We start from the raw sequence: 18,841 nt of genomic DNA, 5'->3' as shown, positions 1-18,841 counted from the left end.
GCCAGCCCGTGTTTATCGCCAGACTATCGCCACCAAACGGGAGGGAATCATGGCTTTGCATTCCACGCGCTGGCTGGCGCTCGGTTATTTCACCTACTTTTTTAGCTACGGTATTTTTCTGCCTTTCTGGAGCGTCTGGCTCAAAGGTTTGGGGCTGACGCCGGAAACCATCGGTTTGCTGCTGGGCGCGGGGCTGATTGCACGTTTTCTCGGTAGTTTGCTGATTGCGCCGCGCGTGAGTGATCCCTCTCGTTTGATTACCGCTTTACGTATTCTGGCGCTGCTGACGCTGGTGTTTGCTCTGGCATTTTGGGCGGGTACGCATGTGGCATGGCTGATGGTGGTGATGGTCGGGTTTAACCTGTTTTTCTCACCGCTGGTGCCGCTAACGGATGCGCTGGCTAACACCTGGCAAAAACAGATCACCATGGATTATGGTCGGGTACGTTTGTGGGGATCGGTGGCCTTTGTGATTGGTTCGGCGCTAACCGGTAAACTGGTGAGCCTGTTTGATTACCGGGTTATCCTGGTGCTGCTGACGCTTGGGATGGCTTCAATGCTGCTGGGTATGATGATTCGACCGAGCGTGCAGCCGCAGGGTGAAAGCCGCCAACAGGAGAGTGCCGGATGGCCAGCCTGGCGTTTGCTGATCACGCAGAGTTGGCGTTTTCTTGCCTGTGTGAGCCTGCTGCAAGGCGCACATGCTGCCTATTACGGTTTTAGCGCAATTTACTGGCAGTCCGCCGGGTATTCCGCCTCGGCGGTCGGTTATTTATGGTCGCTGGGCGTGGTTGCCGAAGTGATTATCTTCGCACTGAGCCACAAGCTGTTCCGCCGCTTTAGCGCTCGAGATCTGCTACTGCTTTCTGCTGTTTGTGGCGTTGTACGTTGGGGACTGATGGGTTGGAGCACAGAATTACCGTGGCTGATTGTGGTGCAGATCCTGCATTGCGGTACGTTTACCGTCTGCCACCTGGCGGCCATGCGTTATATTGCTGCGCGCCAGGGCAGTGAAGTGATTCGCCTGCAGGCGGTTTATTCTGCTATTGCGATGGGGGGGAGTATCGCCATCATGACAGTGTTCGCAGGCTTCCTGTATCAGCATTTGGGTAGCGGCGTATTCTGGGTGATGGCGCTGGTTGCTCTGCCTGCCATCGTCTTGCGACCTAAAGTGCAGGCGCAATCTCCGGCGTTATGATTCCAGTATTTTGCGGATCTGTTGTTGCTGGTGAGGCGTAAGCGCCAGGTCCGCATGAATTAACGGCGGTGAAAACAGCGGTAGCGGCGTGGTGTACGGTGTGATAATCAGCGCCACGCCACGCGGTGAACCCTGTTTCTGAAAATCCTGCATCGGCATATGTTTTACGTTCAGCGGCAGCAGGGTCAGCTCACGTAGCTGTTGTTCAATATGTGTCTCAAGCCGTTCATTATTGCCCGTCAGCAGGATAATTTGCTTCTCGTGTAAATCCTTCTCCTGCATCAGCCATGCGCCGAAAATCACCGCGACCAGCCCCGCTTCTTCCTCTGAAAACTGCACATCGTATTCTGCTTCGAACCCGTTTAATGCCTCGCGTGTGGTGCGCACCAGTCGGGGATAAAGCCGGCTGAACTCTTCCGGCAGGGTGTTATCAATACCGATGGCAAATAAGCTTCGGTTAAGCGCCTGAGCAAGGTGTATATACAACTGGTCGTTCAGTCCTTGCTCGTCGCTGAAGCGAACGTTGCCATACTCGCGAAAACGCAGTACCAGCCTGGCGATGGCCAGACGCAGACGGCGGTCCTGCTGATGGTTATCACGAATAGGGTCAGGAATACGGATCATCGAAAATAGCAGCGCCATGAACAGCGACTCGCCCAGGGGGGCAGTCTGCATTACGTGGCGTTGCCAGTGACGGCCAATTTCTTCGGCGAGCGGATACTCGGCGCAAGATTGTGCCCAGACCTGCTGTACCGGATTAAACTCCGGGGTGATCCCTGTATGGTGTTGCAGCAGGCAATACTGCAAAAAAAGCCGCAGGAACTGGATATCACGACACTCAAATGGTTTCTGCAGCCGCCGGGAACAGAGGTTGATGAGCGCCTGCAAATTAGTATCGTCATACAGCTGGCGTGCGATACCCTGTTGTTTCAGCTCCATTTTTAATGCTGGTGTAAATTGTTGGTTGATAAACGTCGGACACAGGCGCAGTCCACGTCGAAGCCAATGTAACAGGCACAGGCGTTGATTCAGCGGGGTCCCTTCGATTTGATAGCGACCGTTTTGAGTCGAGGTAATCGCGAGCCGGTGATAGCGCTGGATTTCGAGGCCCGCGCCAATGATATCCTCGCGGACAATATTGTCATCGACGCCATTGAGACTGCTGAAGGTCTGCGCAGTGGCGCTTTGTCCCGGCAGAAAAAGCGTCAGCAACATCTGGCAGCGACGTTGGGGAGCAGAAAGTACAGATGGCGGGGCAAGCGTTGACATCATCTGTAAGGTCTCCCGAAAGTATTTTTGATAAGAATAGCTAAAGTTTGCTGATAGAAATGGAGAATGGAATCCTTTCCGCCAGGAATGCTGGGAGACGTCACAGAATTTTTAACGTAAGGAACAGAAGGTCGTAGTTAAACGCAGCGCGTTAACCTGTTTTTTCGCTGTTTTATCTTTGTTTAAACAACAAAAACCCCGCCAGCGGGTGACGGGGTTGGGAAAGTGAGTGGAAATGCGCGGTTTAGACTTTCTGCTTCTGACTTAGCGTTAATCCTACATCACCGCCTGGATGCACCGCCAGCAGGGTTTCTTTTGAGTATCCACTCTCGCTCATCAGACAGGCACAGGCGGCATCAAAGATAGCCAGAACCAAAATAATAGATGTGGTTGCCAGCATATTCAGCGGATCGGCCTCGCGCTGCACGCCCGTGGATATCACCAGTCTGGAAGCGCTGGCGATGGCTGAACTCGCGTTTTCAGTTACGCTCAGAATCGGTACCTTTCTCGCTGCCAGCCCAGGCAGCAGTCGGGTGAGTTCATCGGAGTTGCCTCCGCGCGACAGCATAATGACCAGATCGTCAGTATCCAAAAAACCCAGGTCGCCATGAGCTGCATCGGTGGCATTGAGGTATATCGCCGCACGCTCAACGCAGGCAAGCATATGCGCCACTTTGCGCGCCGCAATGCCAGAAGTACCCACGCCGGTTACCACTATTTTACCTTTGCAACTGCGCAATTCTGTCAGCAGAGCTTGCCAGACCTGTTCATTCAAATGGTGTTGAAGACCTGCGAGGGCATCGCTGTAGAGATGCCACACGTGGGTGGCCTGAGACCATGAATCACTCATGCGTCCTCCTGCATCAGCTTGCGGTATTTCATATGATCCTGATACATCTCGTGGAAGACGCGATATTTACGGTCATAGTACTGCTTAATCCGGTTGGTCTGTGGCGTGACTGTTTTACCAATGCGGCTCATTGCAGACATTGCTTCCGGGAAAGTTTCGAATACCCCTGCCGCGATAGTTCCCATCATTGCGCTGCCCAGCAGCATGGCTTCGCTCTCTTCCGGCAGCAGCATGGCGCAGCCGGTGGCATTGGCATGTTCCTGAACAAAGATTGGGTTTTTCGTGCCGCCTCCACTGGCCATAATCGTATCGATGTTGTAACCGCTTTGATTCATCGTTTCGATAATATGACGCGTTCCCAGGGCAATGGACTGGATGGTTGCCAGATACTGCAACGCCATATCCTCGGGCGTGCGGGACAGCTTCAGCCCGGTGATAGCGCCGGTGAGTGTCGGGTTCGCGCGCGGTGAGCGGTTGCCGTGGAAATAGGGAAGAATATGCATATCACGGGTCAGGAACGCGATGTCCTCCGGTTCGCCAGCCATTTTACGTAGCAATGAATTCAGTACTTCGTAAATAGTCTGTCCCTGAGATTTTGCCTGTGCCAGCAGCGTTTCGTAGCATGGGTGCGACTGAATGACGTGGTCGATTAACGCTCCTGTTGCAGACTGCCCGCCTTCGTTGAGCCAGTATTCCGGCAGCACAGCAGAGTAGTAAGGCCCCCAGACGCCGCCGATAAAACGCGGCTCTTTGGAAATCGCCATATGCCCGGTAGATGTGCCGCCAATTAGCGCAACGCGGCGGTCAAAATCAGCCACTTCTCCAGAAACGCCGCAGGCCCCAAGCGTGCCGAGCGTACCAGCGTGCGCATCGATAATTGATACGCTGACCGCAGTCCCCGGGATCAGACCCAGTTCGCTGGCGGCACGTGCTGACAGCCCGTGCCCGAGCGGTTCGCCCATGGTTTTCACGTAACGACCAATTTTGGCGGCATCGTGCTCCAGCAGATCTTCCAGCCCAATCTGGCGGAAATAGCTGGCGTCCCATTTGTCTTCATGACCCATGTAGGTCCATTTACACACGGTTGAACACAGTGAGCGCGTGTCATCTCCGGTGGCGCGCCAGGTCAGGAAATCAGGCAGATCAAAATAGTAACCCGCGTTTGCCCAGGTGTTGGGCATATGCTGTTTCAGCCATAGCAGTTTTGGGGTCTGCATTTCCGGAGAAATAATTCCTCCGACGTAGTCCAGCACCCGATGGTGCAGGGCGTTAATACGCTCGGCCTGGGTAATGGCCCGGTGATCCATCCACACAATAATGTTCTGCTCGCTGCGCCCGGAAGGGCTGATAGTCAGCGGCTTACCTTCTTTATCCAGAACCACCAGTGAACAGGTAGCGTCGAAACCCAGACCTTTAACCTGGATAGGGTTTATATCTGACTGGTTAATCGCGTCGCGAACCGCGTTACACACAGCCTGCCAGATATTATCAGAGGACTGCTCAACGAAATCAGCTTGCGGACGGTAGAGCTCAATGGCCCGACTGGCCTGCCCGACCATCCTGCCGTTGAGATCAAATACCCCTGCGCGGGCGCTTCCGGTTCCGACATCCACACCAATAAAGTAACTTGCCATAATTTTTTCTCCTGAAATCAGGCTTTACGATTCTGTAATGCGATAAAGAGGATCAGTACTGCGCCCCAGAGAGCCATCGTCAGATAGCTACTGATCCCCAGCAAGTTAAGGCCGCTTTCCAGCATTTGCAGCACAATGAGCGCCAGCACCAGGCCGATAATGCGCCCAAAGCCACCATCCGGATTGATACCGCCAAGCACGGAGGCGAGGATGGTTACCAGCAGGTATGATTCACCGTATCCGGCTTTTGCCGAGTTGAATTTCGCCATCATCAGAATGGCCGCTACCCAGCCGAGCAGAGCAGATATGACATACACGGAAATTTGTACGCGAACGGTATTCACACCGCTGTAGCGGGTAGCCTGTTCATTGGAGCCGACAAGATACAGGCTGCGTCCCAGCGTGGTGTGCTCCAGCAGTACCCACAGCAATATGGCGACCAGGAAAAAGAGCAATAGCGCCACGGGGATACCGGCAATGGTGGCATTGCCGAGATATTGAATGACCGGCGGGAATCCGGAGATCACCGTCCCGTTGGAGAGCAGAATATTCAGCCCTGAGATAAGCGTCATCGTGCCGAGGGTGGCGAGAATCGGTGAAACGCCCACCCAGGCGATCAGCGCGCCGTTCAGTGTGCCAATGGCAACTGCTACCGCGGCGCCCGCCAGCAGAGCGAGAACCAGAAACAGCGGATTATCCGGGTGGGTGACAATCACCGCAGCCATTACCAGCGAGCAGGCGTTAGCACCGGCAATAATCGACAGGTTAATGCCCCCAGTCAGCATGGTCATGCCCATCCCGAGCGCCAGCATCCCGAGGATCGGTAATTGTGAGCCAATAGACTGGAAGTTAGCGACGCTGAAAAAGCGGCTACCCAGCAGGGCCGAGAAAACCAGCGCCACGACCACAATAATGACGCATTGCAGGCGAATGATGGCATCACCGGGTAAAAATCTGGCGAATGTTTTCATCTCAAAGCTCCTTTGCCAGTTTGCGTTTTTCGTTCCAGGCCGTGGCGCTAATACTGACCAGGATAATGGCGCCGCTGAAAACAGTGTGCCAGTAAGAGGAGACGCTCAGCAGCGTCAGGCCATTTTGTAAGAAAGCCAACAGGACAACGCCGAGCAGAGTTCCCGTCAGCGTACCGCGCCCGCCGCTCATGCTGGTTCCGCCGAGAACGACCGCCGCCAGAACGGTTAGCTCAAAGCCGAGCAGTGAATTGGGGGCGACCGATTGAGTGATTTGTGCCTGAACCACTGCGGCGATGCCTGCGAGAATACCCATATAGCCATACACGTAGAAATGCAGCTTCAGTAGGTTCAGCCCCAGGCGTGAAGCCGCGTCGCGGTTGCCGCCCATGGCGTAAACCTGGCGACCGAGGCGGGTATAGTTCATTAGCACGGCAGTAAAAATAATCACTGCTGCCAGACACAACAAAGGGAGAGTAAGGCCGTAGTCGTAGCCGTCCGCAGCAGTGAACGAGAACCAGTTGATACCGTTCATAAACCAGTCTGGAAAACCGTACAGCCAGGTGCCCTTCGTTGTGTAAACCAGCAGACCGTAGTAGACGTTCAGCGTGGCAATGGTAATGATGATCGCCGGAACACGCAGCCAGTAGACCAGAAAACCGTTGATAAGCCCGAGCAGTAGACCGACAGCAATCGCGATAACCAGCGCCAGCGCGAAGTTGCCGCCGTGGCCGATAACCCAACTGGCCATCGCGTATTGGGCAATGGCGGTCATAGCAGGGAATGAAATATCGATTCCGCCGGAAATCAGTACCACAAACAGCCCACAGGCAAGGATGCCGAGAATGGCGTAGCTGGTGGCGACGTCCGTCAGGTTCCCCAGTGACAGGAACTCATCGGTGCTGACGCTCAGTCCGACGGCAAGGGCAACCACCAGCAGCCCCAGCCAGAACTCATGTTGCCCGATCAAACGGGAGATACGCATACTATTCATTGATTACCTCAACCACTTCAGCAATCTCCTCTTCACTACAGTGATGAGGATTAAATTCCGCCACCAGCTTGCCGCGGCGCATCACCAGCACGCGGTGGCTGTTGTAATACGCTTCCGGAATTTCATCGCAAATCATTAGCACAGCCATTCCCTGTTCGGCCAGATCGCGGGCGATCTGGTAAATGCCCTCTTTGTTAGCGATGTCCACGCCAACGGTTGGTGAGTCAAGGATCAGGATGCGCGGATTAGTCGCCACCCATTTGGCAATGGCAATGCGCTGGGCATTGCCGCCGGAAAGTGTTTTCACTGGCAGATGCGGATCGGAGACTTTAATGTTCAGCTCGCGGATCAAATCAGAGACCAGCTTCTGCGCTTTGCGATGATCGAGCAGACCGCTGCGAGTGTGCAGTTGGTCAAATACGGTGACGATGGTGTTGTCGTAGATCGACTGCTCCATGATCAGCCCTTGCGTCAGGCGATCTTCCGAGACATAGCCGATCCCGTGTTTAATAGCGTCGTGGTTATTGCGAAGCTGAACCGGCTGACCGTTAATACGGATCTCACCGCTTTCAGGATGCGTCATGCCGAACAGGCTCAGGCATAGCTCGGTTCTCCCGGCTCCCAGCAGGCCGACAATGGAGACAATCTCACCGCTACGCAGAGACAGATTGATATTTTGGTATTTTCCTCTACGACTGAGATCGCGCAGTTCCAGTAACGGTTCCTGTTCGACGGGCGGTTTCTCTGGCAACGGGCTGTAGTGGAAGCGCTGCCCGGTCATCAGGAAGGCCAGTTCGTGACTGTCAAGTTCACTGGCAGGGAAAGTCCCCACCAGCTTACCGTCGCGCATTACGCTGATACGGTCTGCGACTTCCATCACTTCATCAAGGCGATGGCTGACAAAGACAACGCAGATCCCGGCTGCTTTTAATTCGTTGACTACCCGCAGCAGACCATTCACTTCCTGGCGGGTCAGGGAGGCGGTTGGTTCATCCATGATCACCAGACGGGCGTCGGCAGCAATTGCCCGACAAATAGCCACTAACTGGCGATCGGCAATAGAGAGTTTTTCGACTTTTTTATCAGGATCGATGGTCACACCGATACGCTTCATTGCGGCCAGAGCCTGTTGCTTCATGGACCCGCGACGCACCCAGATATCACCACCCGGCAGGTAGCGGTTGACCGCAATATTTTCCGCGACGCTAAAATTTGGAAATAACGACAGGTCCTGATAAATAACCTGAATGCCGTAATGTGAAGACAGCTGTGGCGTCAGGTGGTGGAACAATTTGCCGTCGAGTAAAATCTGCGCACCTTTTTCAGGATGATAAACCCCGGAGATCACTTTAATAATGGTGCTTTTGCCACAGCCGTTCTGACCTGCCAGACAGTGAACTTCGCCTTTTTTCAGCGTCAGATTCACGTTATCCAGCGCCAGCACGCCCGGGAATTGTTTGCTGATATTCTCAAGAGTGATAAATGCGGTGGTGTCTGTCATGGACAATACCCCTGCGAGCGTCCTGCTGGACGCTGAGTGTTAGTTTTGTGGATAACGCCGACCAGGCGGTCGGCGTGAGGTTCCCTGGTGTTGGCTAAGGCCTTAGAAACCGAGTGATTGTGCGTTATCTTTGGTGACTTCGAGGATCTTGTTAAAGCGGATCACTTTCTTCTCCATGTCGACATCGGCTTTCCCTAAACTATCGATACTCAGATCGGCGTTGACTTCTTTACCTTGCAACAGTTGATCGGCAACCGTGACCAGTGCGTAGCCAGCGTCTTTCGGATCCCACAGCAGCGCTTTTTTGATATCGCCGCGCATCAGGTAAGGTGCAGCCTGTGCTGGCATGGCGATACCAACAACGGCAATCTTGTCTTTAGCGCGTTTTTTCTGAACGGCCTGACCTGCTCCGATAGGACCCAGTGAGCCGAAACCAATGATGCCTTTCATCTGCGGATAGGTTTTCATCAGATCCAGCGTAGTGGAGTAGGATTTATCGATACTCTCCGCTACTGGCAGGCGCGAAGTGACTTCAAACATCTCAGGGTATTTTTCTTTCTGATATTTAATCGCGTAGTCAGCCCATGCGTTATGCAGCGGCACCGTCAGCGAGCCCACATAGATGGCATAACCACCTTTGCCGCCCATATTTTTTGCCAGCTCATCGACGTTGGCCTGTGCGTATTTTTCACTGTCGATGGTTTCGATATCCCACTGACCAATTTGCTCGTCCGGGGATTCGTGGGTCAGAACGACAATGCCTTTCTCGCGAGCTTTTTTCAGGACAGGCTCAAGGACCTTGGCGTCATTCGGCACTACGATTATCGCGTTGACGTTTTTGGCGATCAGATCTTCAATCACTTTTACTTGCTGAGCCGGATCCGGCGTAGAAGGACCGGTCTGGTAAGCATTTACATCCAATTTTTTTGCTGCTTCATTGACGCCGGTTTCCATGCGGTTAAACCATGGAATACCGGTGACTTTAGCAACCACAGCAATCTCATATTTTTCCGCCGCAAAGGACGTACCGGACAACATGCATGCAGAAACCAGGGTTGCACTGAGTAATGCGAGTTTGAATTTCATAGTTGTACCTTTAGTAGGGGGCAGGGCATGTCACGGCGTGAAGTTAACAACGAATGGAAGAGGGAATGAATCATAAGTTTGGTAAATGTGATCTGTGCCCGTTTTTGTGATTTTTTAGATAAATAATGGTTAAATTTTGGTTAAATATGAATGGTTGAGCATTCATGCACTTCAATTATTTGTTAATAAACAATTAAATAGAAACCATTAATTAACAATTGATTATCATTTTCCTTAAGTTAGTGCCTCATGGAAGCATTTTTGCCTTTATCGTCGGGAAACAAAATTTCAAAATTGAGAACTGAATCGAGACCACAAAGAGGGGCTAAATATTCTTCCGTTCAATGGTATGCTCACCACACTTTCGCCAAAGACGTCATCATTGCGATTGTGGCGGCCTGTATTTTTATCGTGGAGAACTCATGCAACGCTTTAAATATATTGTCATAACGTTGCTTCTCGCTGTTCTGTCCTTTAGTGCTGGCGCGCATCCGCATAGCTTTATTCATCTGAAAACCGAGATAGTCAGCGAAAATAACCAGTTTGTGGCGTTGAAAATGCGCTGGACAATGGACGAAATCACCTCGGCCGACCTGCTATATGACGCGGGCAATGCCAAACCGGGAGATGAAGTGTGGAAAAAACTGGCGGCAGAAGTGATGGCGAATGTACTCGGACAACACTACTTCACCGAAGTGTGGCATGCCGGGCAAAAGGTAAAATTTAAAAATCGCCCGACAGAATATGGCATGGAGCGTAAGGAACACCAGGCGGTGCTGACGTTTGTTTTGCCGCTGGCCGAACCGCAGCCGCTGGGTGGACAGGCCTATGTCATATCCACGTTTGATCCAACCTATTACGTGGATATGAGCTACGACAAAGACAGCGATGCCACCCTGGCGCCGGCCATAAGCAAGCAATGCCGGATTAGCGTGCACACGCCAACGCCTGATGAAGAAACGCTGAGTTTTGCGCAGTCGCTGGATAAAGAAGATGCGCCGCCGGAGGATATGGATTTGGGTAAACAGTTTGCACAGAAGGTAACGGTGGAATGTCAGTAATCTGGCAACAACGCATATCCGGCCGCCGCTGGCTGACACTGTGGCCGCTGGTCGTGTTTTTGCTGCTGGCGACAGGCGGTGGGCTGTGGTTATGGCATGCCTGGCCGCAGGTCATGGTGAAAAGTATTCTCTGGCAGCGTGAGGTCAATCAGCAAATGAGTGGCTTGCTTAAAGCCGTCGCCGCCAGCCCCACCCAGGCAGGTGGTTCGTTGCTGTTGTTTAGTTTTGTTTATGGAGTATTGCACGCGCTGGGGCCGGGGCATGGAAAAATCGTCATCACCACCTGGCTGGCGACGCACCCTTCTAAGCTTAAATCGAGTATTGGACTGACGCTCGCCTCTTCCTTATTACAGGGGCTGGTAGCGATTGGGCTGGTGGTTGCGGTGCTGACAGTTCTGCAATTGCCGGCTCGACAGCTACACATGAGCAGTTTCTGGCTGGAAAAGGGGAGTTATGCGCTGGTGGGCATACTGGGCGTTTTGCTGTGCTGGCGGGCGCTGAAAAAATTAAGCAAGCTGTTGCGTCGCCCCAAATTTACCTCCTTCACAGCCCATCATGTACATCACGACGGTTGTGGTTGTGGGCATCAGCATTTACCTGACCCTGAACAGATACAGAGCGGTGATGACTGGCGCGCCCGGATGATGATTATTCTCTCAATGGGTATGCGCCCGTGTTCCGGGGCGATTATGGTGTTGCTGTTCAGTAAAGTGGTTGGTGTATTTAGCTGGGGAATGGCATCGGCGCTGGCAATGGCGGCGGGAACATCCCTTACCATTTCTTCTCTGGCATTACTGGTACACTTTTTCCGTACGCTGGCGGTGAGGCTCAGTAGAAATAAGGCACCGGTGTTATGGCGTCAGGTCGGCTGGAGCACGCTGGCATTAGCCGGGGGGGCGGTGTTGATTGTTGCTGCCGTGGTGATGTGGGTAAGTGCAGTACCGGTTGGCAGGGGATTAAGACCGTTTTGAAAAGTGCCGGATAGTTTTCAGGCCCGGCAGGCGGTAACGCCACCGGGCACTGCTGAGATTAACGCTTCAGCGCATCACTCAGTTCGTCACGCATGTTCGCCAGCATAGCTTTAACGACGCGCGGATTGCCTGCAACGATGTTGCCGGTTGACATGTAGTTATGACCACCGGTGAAGTCGCACACCAGTGCGCCTGCTTCACGAGCAATCAGTTCACCTGCGGCAAAATCCCACGGCTTAAGGCCGATTTCGAAGTAACCGTCAACACGAGCGGCGGCAACATAGGCCAGATCCAGCGCAGCAGAGCCGGTGCGACGGAAGTCAGCGCACTCGGTAAACATTTTGCCAAGGATCTTCATGTAAGAGGCGGCGTGTTGCTTCGCTTTAAACGGGAAACCAGTAGCGATGATAGTGCCGTCCAGATCGCGAGCGGTGCTACCACGCAGACGGTAACCATTCAGCTGTGCGCCCTGACCGCGAGTTGCGGTGAAGAGTTCGTTACGCATTGGATCGTAAACAACAGCGACTTCAGTTCGGCCTTTGATGCGTACTGCGATGGATACCGCGAAGTGCGGCAGACGTTTTACGAAGTTGGTAGTGCCATCCAGTGGATCGATAACCCATTGAACATCCAGATCTTCACCAACATGTTCACCGCTTTCTTCGGTGATGATGGTGTGCTGTGGGTAAGATTTGCGGATCGTTTCGATAATAATCGCTTCTGCGGCTTTATCGACGTTAGTCACGAAATCATTGCTGCCTTTCTGGCTGGTTTCTACAGAGTCAGGCGTTTCGTAGTGTTTGGCAATTACATTACCCGCCTTGCGCGCTGCGCGCACGGCGATGGTCAGCATCGGATGCATCGGTCTCTCTCACTGGATGTTAAAGAACGGGAAAACGGCGCAGAGTATAGCAGCGAGTTCGGAATATGTCTTCGTTTTATGATAATATGGCCGAATAATCTTAAGCTGAAGAAATACAATGCTGCAAAATATTCGAATTGTGCTGGTGGAGACTTCTCACACTGGCAATATGGGTTCTGTCGCCCGTGCCATGAAAACCATGGGTTTAACCAATCTGTGGCTGGTAAATCCACTGGTAAAACCGGACTCCCAGGCCATCGCCCTGGCGGCTGGTGCCAGTGATGTGATTGGCAATGCGCAAATCGTTGACACGCTTGATGAAGCGCTGGCCGGTTGCAGTCTGGTTGTCGGTACCAGTGCGCGTTCGCGTACATTACCGTGGCCGATGCTCGACCCACGCGAATGCGGATTGAAAAGCGTCGCTGAAGCGGCGAATACTCCTGTGGCGCTGGTCTTTGGTCGTGAGCGCGTTGGGTTGACCAACGACGAACTGCAGAAATGCCATTATCACGTCGCCATTGCGGCTAACCCGGAATACAGTTCGCTCAATCTGGCGATGGCAGTACAGGTCATTTCTTATGAAGTGCGTATGGCCTGGCTGGCAACGCAGGAAAGCGGTAAGGCTGCGGACTATGAAGAAACTCAGTATCCGTTGGTGGATGATTTAGAACGTTTTTACGGTCATCTGGAACAGACGCTGTTGTCGACGGGCTTTATTCGTGAGAACCATCCGGGGCAGGTAATGAATAAACTGCGCCGTCTGTTTACCCGTGCGCGCCCGGAGAGCCAGGAGCTGAATATTCTGCGTGGAATGCTTGCATCTATTGAGCAGCAGAATAAAGGAAAATAGACCGCTTTAATGCCGGATGGCGCTGCGCTTATCCGGCGCTAAGAATAGCGCACTGAAAGTTAAATACTTGACTAAATTAGTCAAGTAAATAGTTGACTGATTTAGTCGGGAATGTCAGACTTGCCCCTGCTATGCAATACCCCCATTTTACAATAAAAAACCCCGGGCAGGGGCGAGTTTGAGGCTAAGTAAGACATGAGACTGACATCAAAAGGGCGTTATGCCGTGACCGCAATGTTGGACGTTGCGCTCAACTCCGAAACGGGCCCGGTACCGTTGGCTGATATTTCTGAACGTCAGGGAATTTCCCTGTCATATCTGGAGCAGCTGTTCTCCCGTTTGCGTAAAAACGGTCTGGTTTCCAGCGTACGTGGACCAGGCGGCGGGTATCTGCTGGGTAAAGATGCAGGTAGCATCGCAGTAGGTGAAGTAATCAGCGCTGTTGACGAGTCGGTTGACGCCACTCGTTGCCAGGGCAAAGGTGGTTGTCAGGGTGGTGATAAGTGCCTGACACATGCGCTGTGGCGTGATTTGAGTGACCGTCTGACCGGTTTCCTCAACAACATAACCTTAGGTGAACTGGTGAATAACCAGGAAGTACTGGATGTGTCTGGTCGCCAGCACACGCATGACGCTCCACGCACTAACCGTGCACAAGACGCGATCGACGTTAAGTTACGCGCTTAATAATAGTATTTCAGAATCAGGCCGGGGTGTTGCACACCCCGTTAACTCGGTCGTACATCCAGCCGGTTGCCTGATTCCTTGCATTGAAGCGATGTACGGAGTTTATAGAGCAATGAAATTACCGATCTATCTCGATTACTCCGCAACCACGCCGGTGGACCCGCGTGTTGCCGAGAAAATGATGCAGTTTTTGACCCTGGACGGAACCTTTGGTAACCCGGCCTCTCGTTCACACCGTTTCGGCTGGCAAGCAGAAGAAGCGGTAGATATCGCCCGTAATCAGATTGCTGATCTGGTCGGTGCCGATCCGCGTGAAATCGTCTTTACCTCTGGTGCGACTGAATCCGACAACCTGGCGATTAAAGGTGCTGCCAACTTTTATCAGAAAAAAGGCAAGCACATCATCACCAGCAAAACGGAACACAAAGCCGTGCTGGACACCTGTCGTCAACTGGAGCGTGAAGGGTTTGAAGTGACTTACCTCGCCCCACAACGTAACGGCATTATCGATCTGAAAGAACTCGAAGCGGCAATGCGCGATGACACCATTCTGGTTTCTATCATGCACGTGAACAACGAAATCGGTGTGGTACAGGATATCGCGACTATCGGCGAAATGTGCCGTGCGCGTGGCATCATCTACCACGTTGATGCGACCCAGAGCGTGGGCAAACTGCCTATCGATCTGAGCCAGCTGAAAGTTGACCTGATGTCCTTCTCCGGTCACAAAATTTACGGTCCGAAAGGTATTGGTGCGCTGTACGTTCGTCGTAAACCACGTATTCGCATCGAAGCTCAGATGCACGGCGGTGGTCACGAGCGCGGTATGCGTTCCGGTACGCTGCCTGTCCACCAGATCGTTGGTATGGGTGAAGCTTACCGTATCGCGAAAGAAGAGATGGAAACCGAGATGGCGCGTCTGCGCGGTCTGCGTAACCGTCTGTGGAACGGCGTAAAAGATATGGAAGAGGTGTACCTGAACGGTGACCTCGAGCATGGCGCACCGAACATTCTCAACGTCAGCTTCAACTTTGTTGAAGGCGAATCGCTGATTATGGCGCTGAAAGATCTGGCTGTTTCTTCCGGTTCTGCCTGTACGTCTGCAAGCCTGGAACCTTCCTATGTGCTGCGTGCGCTGGGTATGACTGACGAGCTGGCACACAGCTCAATCCGTTTCTCTTTAGGTCGTTTTACTACCGAAGAAGAGATTGACTACACCATCAATCTGGTTCGCAACTCCATCGGCCGTCTGCGTGACCTTTCTCCGCTGTGGGAAATGTTCAAACAGGGCGTGGACCTGAACAGCATTGAATGGTCACATCACTAATCGGTAGATAAGGAGAATTCATCATGGCTTACAGCGAAAAAGTAATCGATCATTACGAGAATCCACGTAACGTGGGCTCTTTTGACAATAGCGACGAGAACGTGGGCAGCGGCATGGTGGGTGCACCAGCTTGTGGCGACGTGATGAAGTTGCAGATCAAAGTCAACAATGAGGGTATCATTGAAGACGCGCGTTTCAAGACTTATGGCTGCGGTTCCGCGATTGCCTCCAGTTCTCTGGTCACCGAATGGGTGAAAGGGAAATCACTGGATGAAGCACAGGCGATTAAAAATACCGATATCGCTGACGAGCTTGAACTGCCACCAGTGAAAATTCACTGTTCTATTCTGGCTGAAGACGCGATCAAAGCCGCGATTGCGGATTACAAAAGCAAACGTGAAGCAAAATAATTAAGAGTTGAGGTTTTATTATGTCGATTACCTTAAGCGACAGTGCAGCAGCGCGTGTAAATACCTTCCTGGCAAACCGCGGTAAAGGGTTTGGTCTGCGTCTGGGCGTGAGAACCTCCGGCTGCTCAGGTATGGCCTATGTACTGGAATTTGTTGACGAGCCGGCGGCTGAAGATACCGTGTTTGAAGACAAAGGCGTTAAAGTTGTGGTCGACGGCAAGAGCCTGCAATTCCTCGACGGTACGCAGTTAGACTTCGTCAAAGAAGGTCTGAACGAAGGGTTTAAGTTCACCAACCCGAACGTGAAAGACGAATGTGGGTGCGGCGAAAGCTTCCACGTGTAACGCGCTTACCGATAACCCCACCGTGGTCGCCTGCGCGTGGGGTTTGTTTTACCTGACTCTCTGGTTTTGCCACATCGAACAACAGAGAATCGATGCCCTGAGAATGTTATGGACTACTTCACCCTCTTTGGCTTACCGGCCCGTTATCAGCTTGATACTCAGGCGCTGAGCCTACGTTTTCAGGATCTACAACGTCAGTATCATCCTGATAAATTCGCCAGCGGTTCCCAGGCGGAACAACTCGCTGCTGTTTCGCAGTCCGCCACTATCAACCAGGCCTGGCAAACGCTGCGCCATCCCTTGATGCGCGCCGAATATTTACTGTCTTTACACGGCTTTGATATCCAAAGCGAGCAGCATACGGTGCGTGATACCGCGTTCCTGATGGAGCAGCTCGAACTGCGCGAAGAGCTGGATGAAATTGAACAGGCAAAAGACAGTGAACGTCTGGATGCATTGATGAAACGCATCAATGACATGTACACCGTTCGTCATCAACTGATGGTGGAACAGCTGGATAGCGAGGCGTGGGACGTGGCGGCAGATACCGTGCGTAAACTGCGTTTTCTCGATAAACTGCGAAGCAGTGCAGAACAACTCGAAGAAAAACTGCTCGATTTTTAATTTCGGAAGCGAAAATGGCCTTATTACAAATTAGTGAGCCTGGTCTGAGCGCTGCGCCACACCAGCGTCGTCTGGCGGCAGGCATCGACTTAGGCACCACCAACTCTCTGGTCGCGACCGTACGCAGCGGCCAGGCCGAAACGCTGGCTGACCACGAAGGTCGCCACCTGTTGCCGTCAGTGGTTCACTATCAGCAGCAGGGGTATTCGGTTGGTTACGATGCTCGTGCCAACGCTGCGCTTGATACGGCAAACACTGTTAGCTCGGTAAAACGCATGATGGGCCGCTCGCTGGCGGATATCCAGGCGCGCTACCCGCATCTACCTTATTCGTTCCAGGCGAGCGAAAACGGCTTGCCGATGATCGAAACCGCTGCCGGTTTGCTCAATCCGGTACGCGTCTCAGCCGACATACTGAAAGCGCTGGCCGCGCGGGCGACCGAAGCGCTGTCCGGCGAACTGGATGGCGTGGTGATCACTGTTCCGGCTTACTTTGATGATGCTCAGCGTCAGGGGACGAAAGACGCCGCGCGCCTGGCTGGCTTGCACGTGCTGCGCCTGTTGAACGAACCGACAGCTGCGGCAATCGCCTATGGCCTGGATTCCGGTCAGGAAGGTGTGATTGCCGTTTATGACCTCGGTGGCGGTACTTTTGATATTTCTATTCTGCGTCTGAGCCGTGGCGTGTTCGAAGTACTGGCGACCGGTGGTGATTCCGCGCTCGGCGGCGACGACTTCGACCACCTGCTGGCTGATTACATTCGCGAGCAGGCGGGCGTTGCCGATCGCAGCGATAATCGCGTGCAGCGTGAACTGCTGGATGCCGCCATTGCCGCTAAAATTGCGCTCAGCGACGCCGGGTCCGTCACGGTTAACGTGGCGGGATGGCAGGGTGAAATCACCCGCGAAACCTTTAATGAACTGATTTCCGCACTGGTTAAGCGCACGCTGCTGGCCTGCCGTCGCGCACTGAAAGATGCCGGCGTTGAGGCGCAGGACGTGCTGGAAGTTGTGATGGTCGGTGGTTCAACGCGCGTACCGCTGGTGCGTGAGCGCGTGGGTGAATTCTTTGGCCGTACGCCGCTGACTTCTATTGATCCGGATAAAGTGGTCGCCATCGGCGCGGCAATCCAGGCTGATATTCTGGTCGGGAATAAACCAGACAGCGAAATGCTGTTGCTGGACGTTATCCCACTGTCCCTGGGGCTTGAAACCATGGGCGGTCTGGTGGAAAAAGTGATCCCGCGTAACACCACTATTCCGGTGGCGCGCGCACAGGATTTCACCACCTTTAAAGACGGTCAAACCGCGATGTCCATCCACGTGATGCAGGGCGAGCGTGAGCTGGTGCAGGACTGCCGTTCACTGGCGCGTTTTGCGCTGCGTGGTATTCCGGCGCTGCCAGCAGGCGGCGCGCATATCCGCGTCACCTTCCAGGTCGATGCGGACGGACTGCTAAGCGTGACCGCCATGGAGAAATCCACTGGCGTGGAATCCTCCATCCAGGTCAAACCATCCTACGGATTGACCGACGGTGAAATCGCCTCAATGATTCAGGATTCGATGAGTTTTGCCGAGCAGGATGTCAAAGCCCGCATGTTGGCAGAACAAAAAGTCGAAGCGGCACGTGTGCTGGAAAGTTTATCCGGTGCGCTCGCTGCTGATGCCGCGCTGTTAAGCGCCGCAGAACGTCAGGCTATCGACGCCGCCGCCGCGCATTTGAGCGAGGTTGCACAGGGCGACGATGTTGACGCTATCGAACAAGCCATTAAAAACGTAGACAAACAAACCCAGGAATTTGCCGCTCGCCGTATGGATAAATCCGTCCGTAGCGCGCTGAAAGGCCATTCCGTGGACGAGGTTTAATATGCCAAAGATTGTTATTTTGCCTCATCAGGATCTCTGTCCCGATGGCGCAGTTCTGGAAGCTGAGACCGGCGAAACTATTCTCGACGTTGCCCTGCGTAACGGCATTGAGATTGAACACGCCTGTGAAAAATCCTGTGCCTGCACTACCTGTCACTGCATCGTACGTGAAGGTTTTGACTCTTTACCGGAAAGTACGGAAGAAGAAGACGACATGCTGGATAAAGCCTGGGGGCTGGAGCCGGAGAGCCGTTTAAGCTGTCAGGCGCGAGTCACTGGGGATGATTTAGTGGTCGAAATCCCACGTTACACAATCAATCATGCGCGTGAGCATTAACAG

19 protein-coding genes are annotated in these 18,841 nt (G+C 53.2%); 11 read left to right on the top strand and 8 right to left on the bottom strand.

Annotated features, from left to right (window positions below; translation table 11 throughout):
* The first annotated feature begins 49 nt into the window (after positions 1-49).
* Complete coding sequence (locus OGY01_RS01345; protein ID WP_200010329.1) at positions 50-1,198, top strand: 3-phenylpropionate MFS transporter; 1,149 nt, start codon at positions 50-52, stop codon at positions 1,196-1,198.
* Here OGY01_RS01345 and csiE read toward each other — a convergent pair.
* The 7 genes from csiE to OGY01_RS01310 form a co-directional block, all read right to left on the bottom strand.
* Positions 1,193-2,470, bottom strand: coding sequence for a stationary phase inducible protein CsiE (gene csiE, locus OGY01_RS01340; RefSeq protein ID WP_045446202.1), 1,278 nt, complete (start codon positions 2,468-2,470; stop codon positions 1,193-1,195). The genes OGY01_RS01345 and csiE overlap by 6 nt on opposite strands.
* A gap of 241 nt (positions 2,471-2,711) precedes the next feature.
* A complete protein-coding gene (locus tag OGY01_RS01335) occupies positions 2,712-3,317 on the bottom strand; it encodes a KpsF/GutQ family sugar-phosphate isomerase (RefSeq protein ID WP_286492284.1) in 606 nt (201 codons plus the stop codon).
* Positions 3,314-4,951: an FGGY-family carbohydrate kinase gene (locus OGY01_RS01330; protein WP_045446196.1), complete on the bottom strand. Its 1,638-nt coding sequence runs from the start codon at positions 4,949-4,951 to the stop codon at positions 3,314-3,316. Before OGY01_RS01330 ends, OGY01_RS01335 begins: the two co-directional genes overlap by 4 nt.
* Before the next feature lie 17 nt (positions 4,952-4,968).
* On the bottom strand, positions 4,969-5,922 hold the full coding sequence (locus tag OGY01_RS01325) for an ABC transporter permease (protein WP_045446193.1): 954 nt from the start codon (positions 5,920-5,922) through the stop codon (positions 4,969-4,971).
* 1 nt (position 5,923) lies between these two features.
* Entirely contained in the window at positions 5,924-6,913 is a 990-nt protein-coding gene (locus OGY01_RS01320) for an ABC transporter permease (RefSeq protein ID WP_045446190.1), read from the bottom strand.
* Positions 6,906-8,414 carry a sugar ABC transporter ATP-binding protein gene (locus OGY01_RS01315; protein ID WP_045446187.1) on the bottom strand — a complete coding sequence of 503 codons (1,509 nt, stop codon included), beginning with the start codon at positions 8,412-8,414 and terminating at the stop codon, positions 6,906-6,908. Before OGY01_RS01315 ends, OGY01_RS01320 begins: the two co-directional genes overlap by 8 nt.
* A 102-nt stretch (positions 8,415-8,516) precedes the next feature.
* Complete coding sequence (locus OGY01_RS01310) at positions 8,517-9,500, bottom strand: autoinducer 2 ABC transporter substrate-binding protein (protein WP_045446184.1); 984 nt, start codon at positions 9,498-9,500, stop codon at positions 8,517-8,519.
* 422 nt (positions 9,501-9,922) lie between these two features.
* Here OGY01_RS01310 and OGY01_RS01305 point away from each other — a divergent pair, with 422 nt between their 5' ends.
* Both OGY01_RS01305 and OGY01_RS01300 read left to right on the top strand, forming a co-directional pair.
* On the top strand, positions 9,923-10,561 hold the full coding sequence (locus OGY01_RS01305) for a DUF1007 family protein (RefSeq protein WP_286492281.1): 639 nt from the start codon (positions 9,923-9,925) through the stop codon (positions 10,559-10,561).
* Positions 10,552-11,532 carry a nickel/cobalt transporter gene (locus OGY01_RS01300; RefSeq protein WP_045446179.1) on the top strand — a complete coding sequence of 327 codons (981 nt, stop codon included), beginning with the start codon at positions 10,552-10,554 and terminating at the stop codon, positions 11,530-11,532. The genes OGY01_RS01305 and OGY01_RS01300 overlap by 10 nt, the downstream gene beginning before the upstream one ends.
* A gap of 58 nt (positions 11,533-11,590) precedes the next feature.
* On the opposite strand, the gene suhB is transcribed toward OGY01_RS01300, so the two are convergent.
* Positions 11,591-12,394, bottom strand: coding sequence for an inositol-1-monophosphatase (gene suhB, locus OGY01_RS01295; protein WP_045446176.1), 804 nt, complete (start codon positions 12,392-12,394; stop codon positions 11,591-11,593).
* Positions 12,395-12,512: 118 nt separating this feature from the next.
* Between suhB and trmJ the strand changes: the two genes are divergently transcribed.
* The 8 genes from trmJ to fdx all read left to right on the top strand — a co-directional run bounded on the left by trmJ (position 12,513) and on the right by fdx (position 18,838).
* Positions 12,513-13,244, top strand: a complete 732-nt coding sequence (gene trmJ, locus OGY01_RS01290; RefSeq protein WP_048220818.1) for a tRNA (cytosine(32)/uridine(32)-2'-O)-methyltransferase TrmJ — start codon at positions 12,513-12,515, stop codon at positions 13,242-13,244.
* 195 nt (positions 13,245-13,439) lie between these two features.
* A complete protein-coding gene (gene iscR, locus OGY01_RS01285) occupies positions 13,440-13,931 on the top strand; it encodes a Fe-S cluster assembly transcriptional regulator IscR (protein WP_003037674.1) in 492 nt (163 codons plus the stop codon).
* 112 nt (positions 13,932-14,043) lie between these two features.
* Positions 14,044-15,258, top strand: a complete 1,215-nt coding sequence (iscS, locus tag OGY01_RS01280) for a cysteine desulfurase (RefSeq protein WP_045446170.1) — start codon at positions 14,044-14,046, stop codon at positions 15,256-15,258.
* A 23-nt stretch (positions 15,259-15,281) separates the two neighbouring features.
* A complete protein-coding gene (gene iscU / locus OGY01_RS01275) occupies positions 15,282-15,668 on the top strand; it encodes a Fe-S cluster assembly scaffold IscU (protein ID WP_002913991.1) in 387 nt (128 codons plus the stop codon).
* 20 nt (positions 15,669-15,688) lie between these two features.
* Positions 15,689-16,012, top strand: a complete 324-nt coding sequence (gene iscA, locus OGY01_RS01270) for an iron-sulfur cluster assembly protein IscA (RefSeq protein ID WP_003037681.1) — start codon at positions 15,689-15,691, stop codon at positions 16,010-16,012.
* A 108-nt stretch (positions 16,013-16,120) separates the two neighbouring features.
* On the top strand, positions 16,121-16,636 hold the full coding sequence (hscB, locus tag OGY01_RS01265; protein WP_045446165.1) for a co-chaperone HscB: 516 nt from the start codon (positions 16,121-16,123) through the stop codon (positions 16,634-16,636).
* A 14-nt stretch (positions 16,637-16,650) separates the two neighbouring features.
* Positions 16,651-18,501 (top strand): Fe-S protein assembly chaperone HscA, encoded by a 1,851-nt coding sequence (gene hscA, locus OGY01_RS01260; RefSeq protein WP_048220821.1) that lies wholly within the window; start codon positions 16,651-16,653, stop codon positions 18,499-18,501.
* Between the two features lies 1 nt (position 18,502).
* Positions 18,503-18,838, top strand: a complete 336-nt coding sequence (gene fdx, locus OGY01_RS01255; RefSeq protein ID WP_042317595.1) for an ISC system 2Fe-2S type ferredoxin — start codon at positions 18,503-18,505, stop codon at positions 18,836-18,838.
* The last annotated feature ends 3 nt before the right edge of the window (positions 18,839-18,841 follow it).

Origin of the sequence: Citrobacter sp. Cm038, from assembly GCF_030333105.1 — a bacterium.
GTDB classification, from domain to species: Bacteria; Pseudomonadota; Gammaproteobacteria; order Enterobacterales; family Enterobacteriaceae; genus Citrobacter; species Citrobacter murliniae.
This window is presented reverse-complemented; position numbering and strand designations above follow the sequence as displayed.

Excerpts from the sequence above, each read along its gene's own strand:
- iscR (WP_003037674.1), top strand. The coding sequence starts at position 13,440 with ATGAGACTGACATCAAAAGGGCGTTATGCCGTGACCGCAATGTTGGAC.
- fdx (WP_042317595.1), top strand. The coding sequence starts at position 18,503 with ATGCCAAAGATTGTTATTTTGCCTCATCAGGATCTCTGTCCCGATGGC.
- suhB (WP_045446176.1), bottom strand. The coding sequence starts at position 12,394 with ATGCATCCGATGCTGACCATCGCCGTGCGCGCAGCGCGCAAGGCGGGT.
- hscB (WP_045446165.1), top strand. The coding sequence starts at position 16,121 with ATGGACTACTTCACCCTCTTTGGCTTACCGGCCCGTTATCAGCTTGAT.
- OGY01_RS01305 (WP_286492281.1), top strand. The coding sequence starts at position 9,923 with ATGCAACGCTTTAAATATATTGTCATAACGTTGCTTCTCGCTGTTCTG.
- OGY01_RS01325 (WP_045446193.1), bottom strand. The coding sequence starts at position 5,922 with ATGAAAACATTCGCCAGATTTTTACCCGGTGATGCCATCATTCGCCTG.
- iscA (WP_003037681.1), top strand. The coding sequence starts at position 15,689 with ATGTCGATTACCTTAAGCGACAGTGCAGCAGCGCGTGTAAATACCTTC.
- OGY01_RS01320 (WP_045446190.1), bottom strand. The coding sequence starts at position 6,913 with ATGAATAGTATGCGTATCTCCCGTTTGATCGGGCAACATGAGTTCTGG.
- OGY01_RS01335 (WP_286492284.1), bottom strand. The coding sequence starts at position 3,317 with ATGAGTGATTCATGGTCTCAGGCCACCCACGTGTGGCATCTCTACAGC.
- OGY01_RS01300 (WP_045446179.1), top strand. The coding sequence starts at position 10,552 with ATGTCAGTAATCTGGCAACAACGCATATCCGGCCGCCGCTGGCTGACA.
- iscU (WP_002913991.1), top strand. The coding sequence starts at position 15,282 with ATGGCTTACAGCGAAAAAGTAATCGATCATTACGAGAATCCACGTAAC.
- OGY01_RS01345 (WP_200010329.1), top strand. The coding sequence starts at position 50 with ATGGCTTTGCATTCCACGCGCTGGCTGGCGCTCGGTTATTTCACCTAC.
- iscS (WP_045446170.1), top strand. The coding sequence starts at position 14,044 with ATGAAATTACCGATCTATCTCGATTACTCCGCAACCACGCCGGTGGAC.
- OGY01_RS01310 (WP_045446184.1), bottom strand. The coding sequence starts at position 9,500 with ATGAAATTCAAACTCGCATTACTCAGTGCAACCCTGGTTTCTGCATGC.
- csiE (WP_045446202.1), bottom strand. The coding sequence starts at position 2,470 with ATGATGTCAACGCTTGCCCCGCCATCTGTACTTTCTGCTCCCCAACGT.
- OGY01_RS01315 (WP_045446187.1), bottom strand. The coding sequence starts at position 8,414 with ATGACAGACACCACCGCATTTATCACTCTTGAGAATATCAGCAAACAA.
- hscA (WP_048220821.1), top strand. The coding sequence starts at position 16,651 with ATGGCCTTATTACAAATTAGTGAGCCTGGTCTGAGCGCTGCGCCACAC.
- trmJ (WP_048220818.1), top strand. The coding sequence starts at position 12,513 with ATGCTGCAAAATATTCGAATTGTGCTGGTGGAGACTTCTCACACTGGC.
- OGY01_RS01330 (WP_045446196.1), bottom strand. The coding sequence starts at position 4,951 with ATGGCAAGTTACTTTATTGGTGTGGATGTCGGAACCGGAAGCGCCCGC.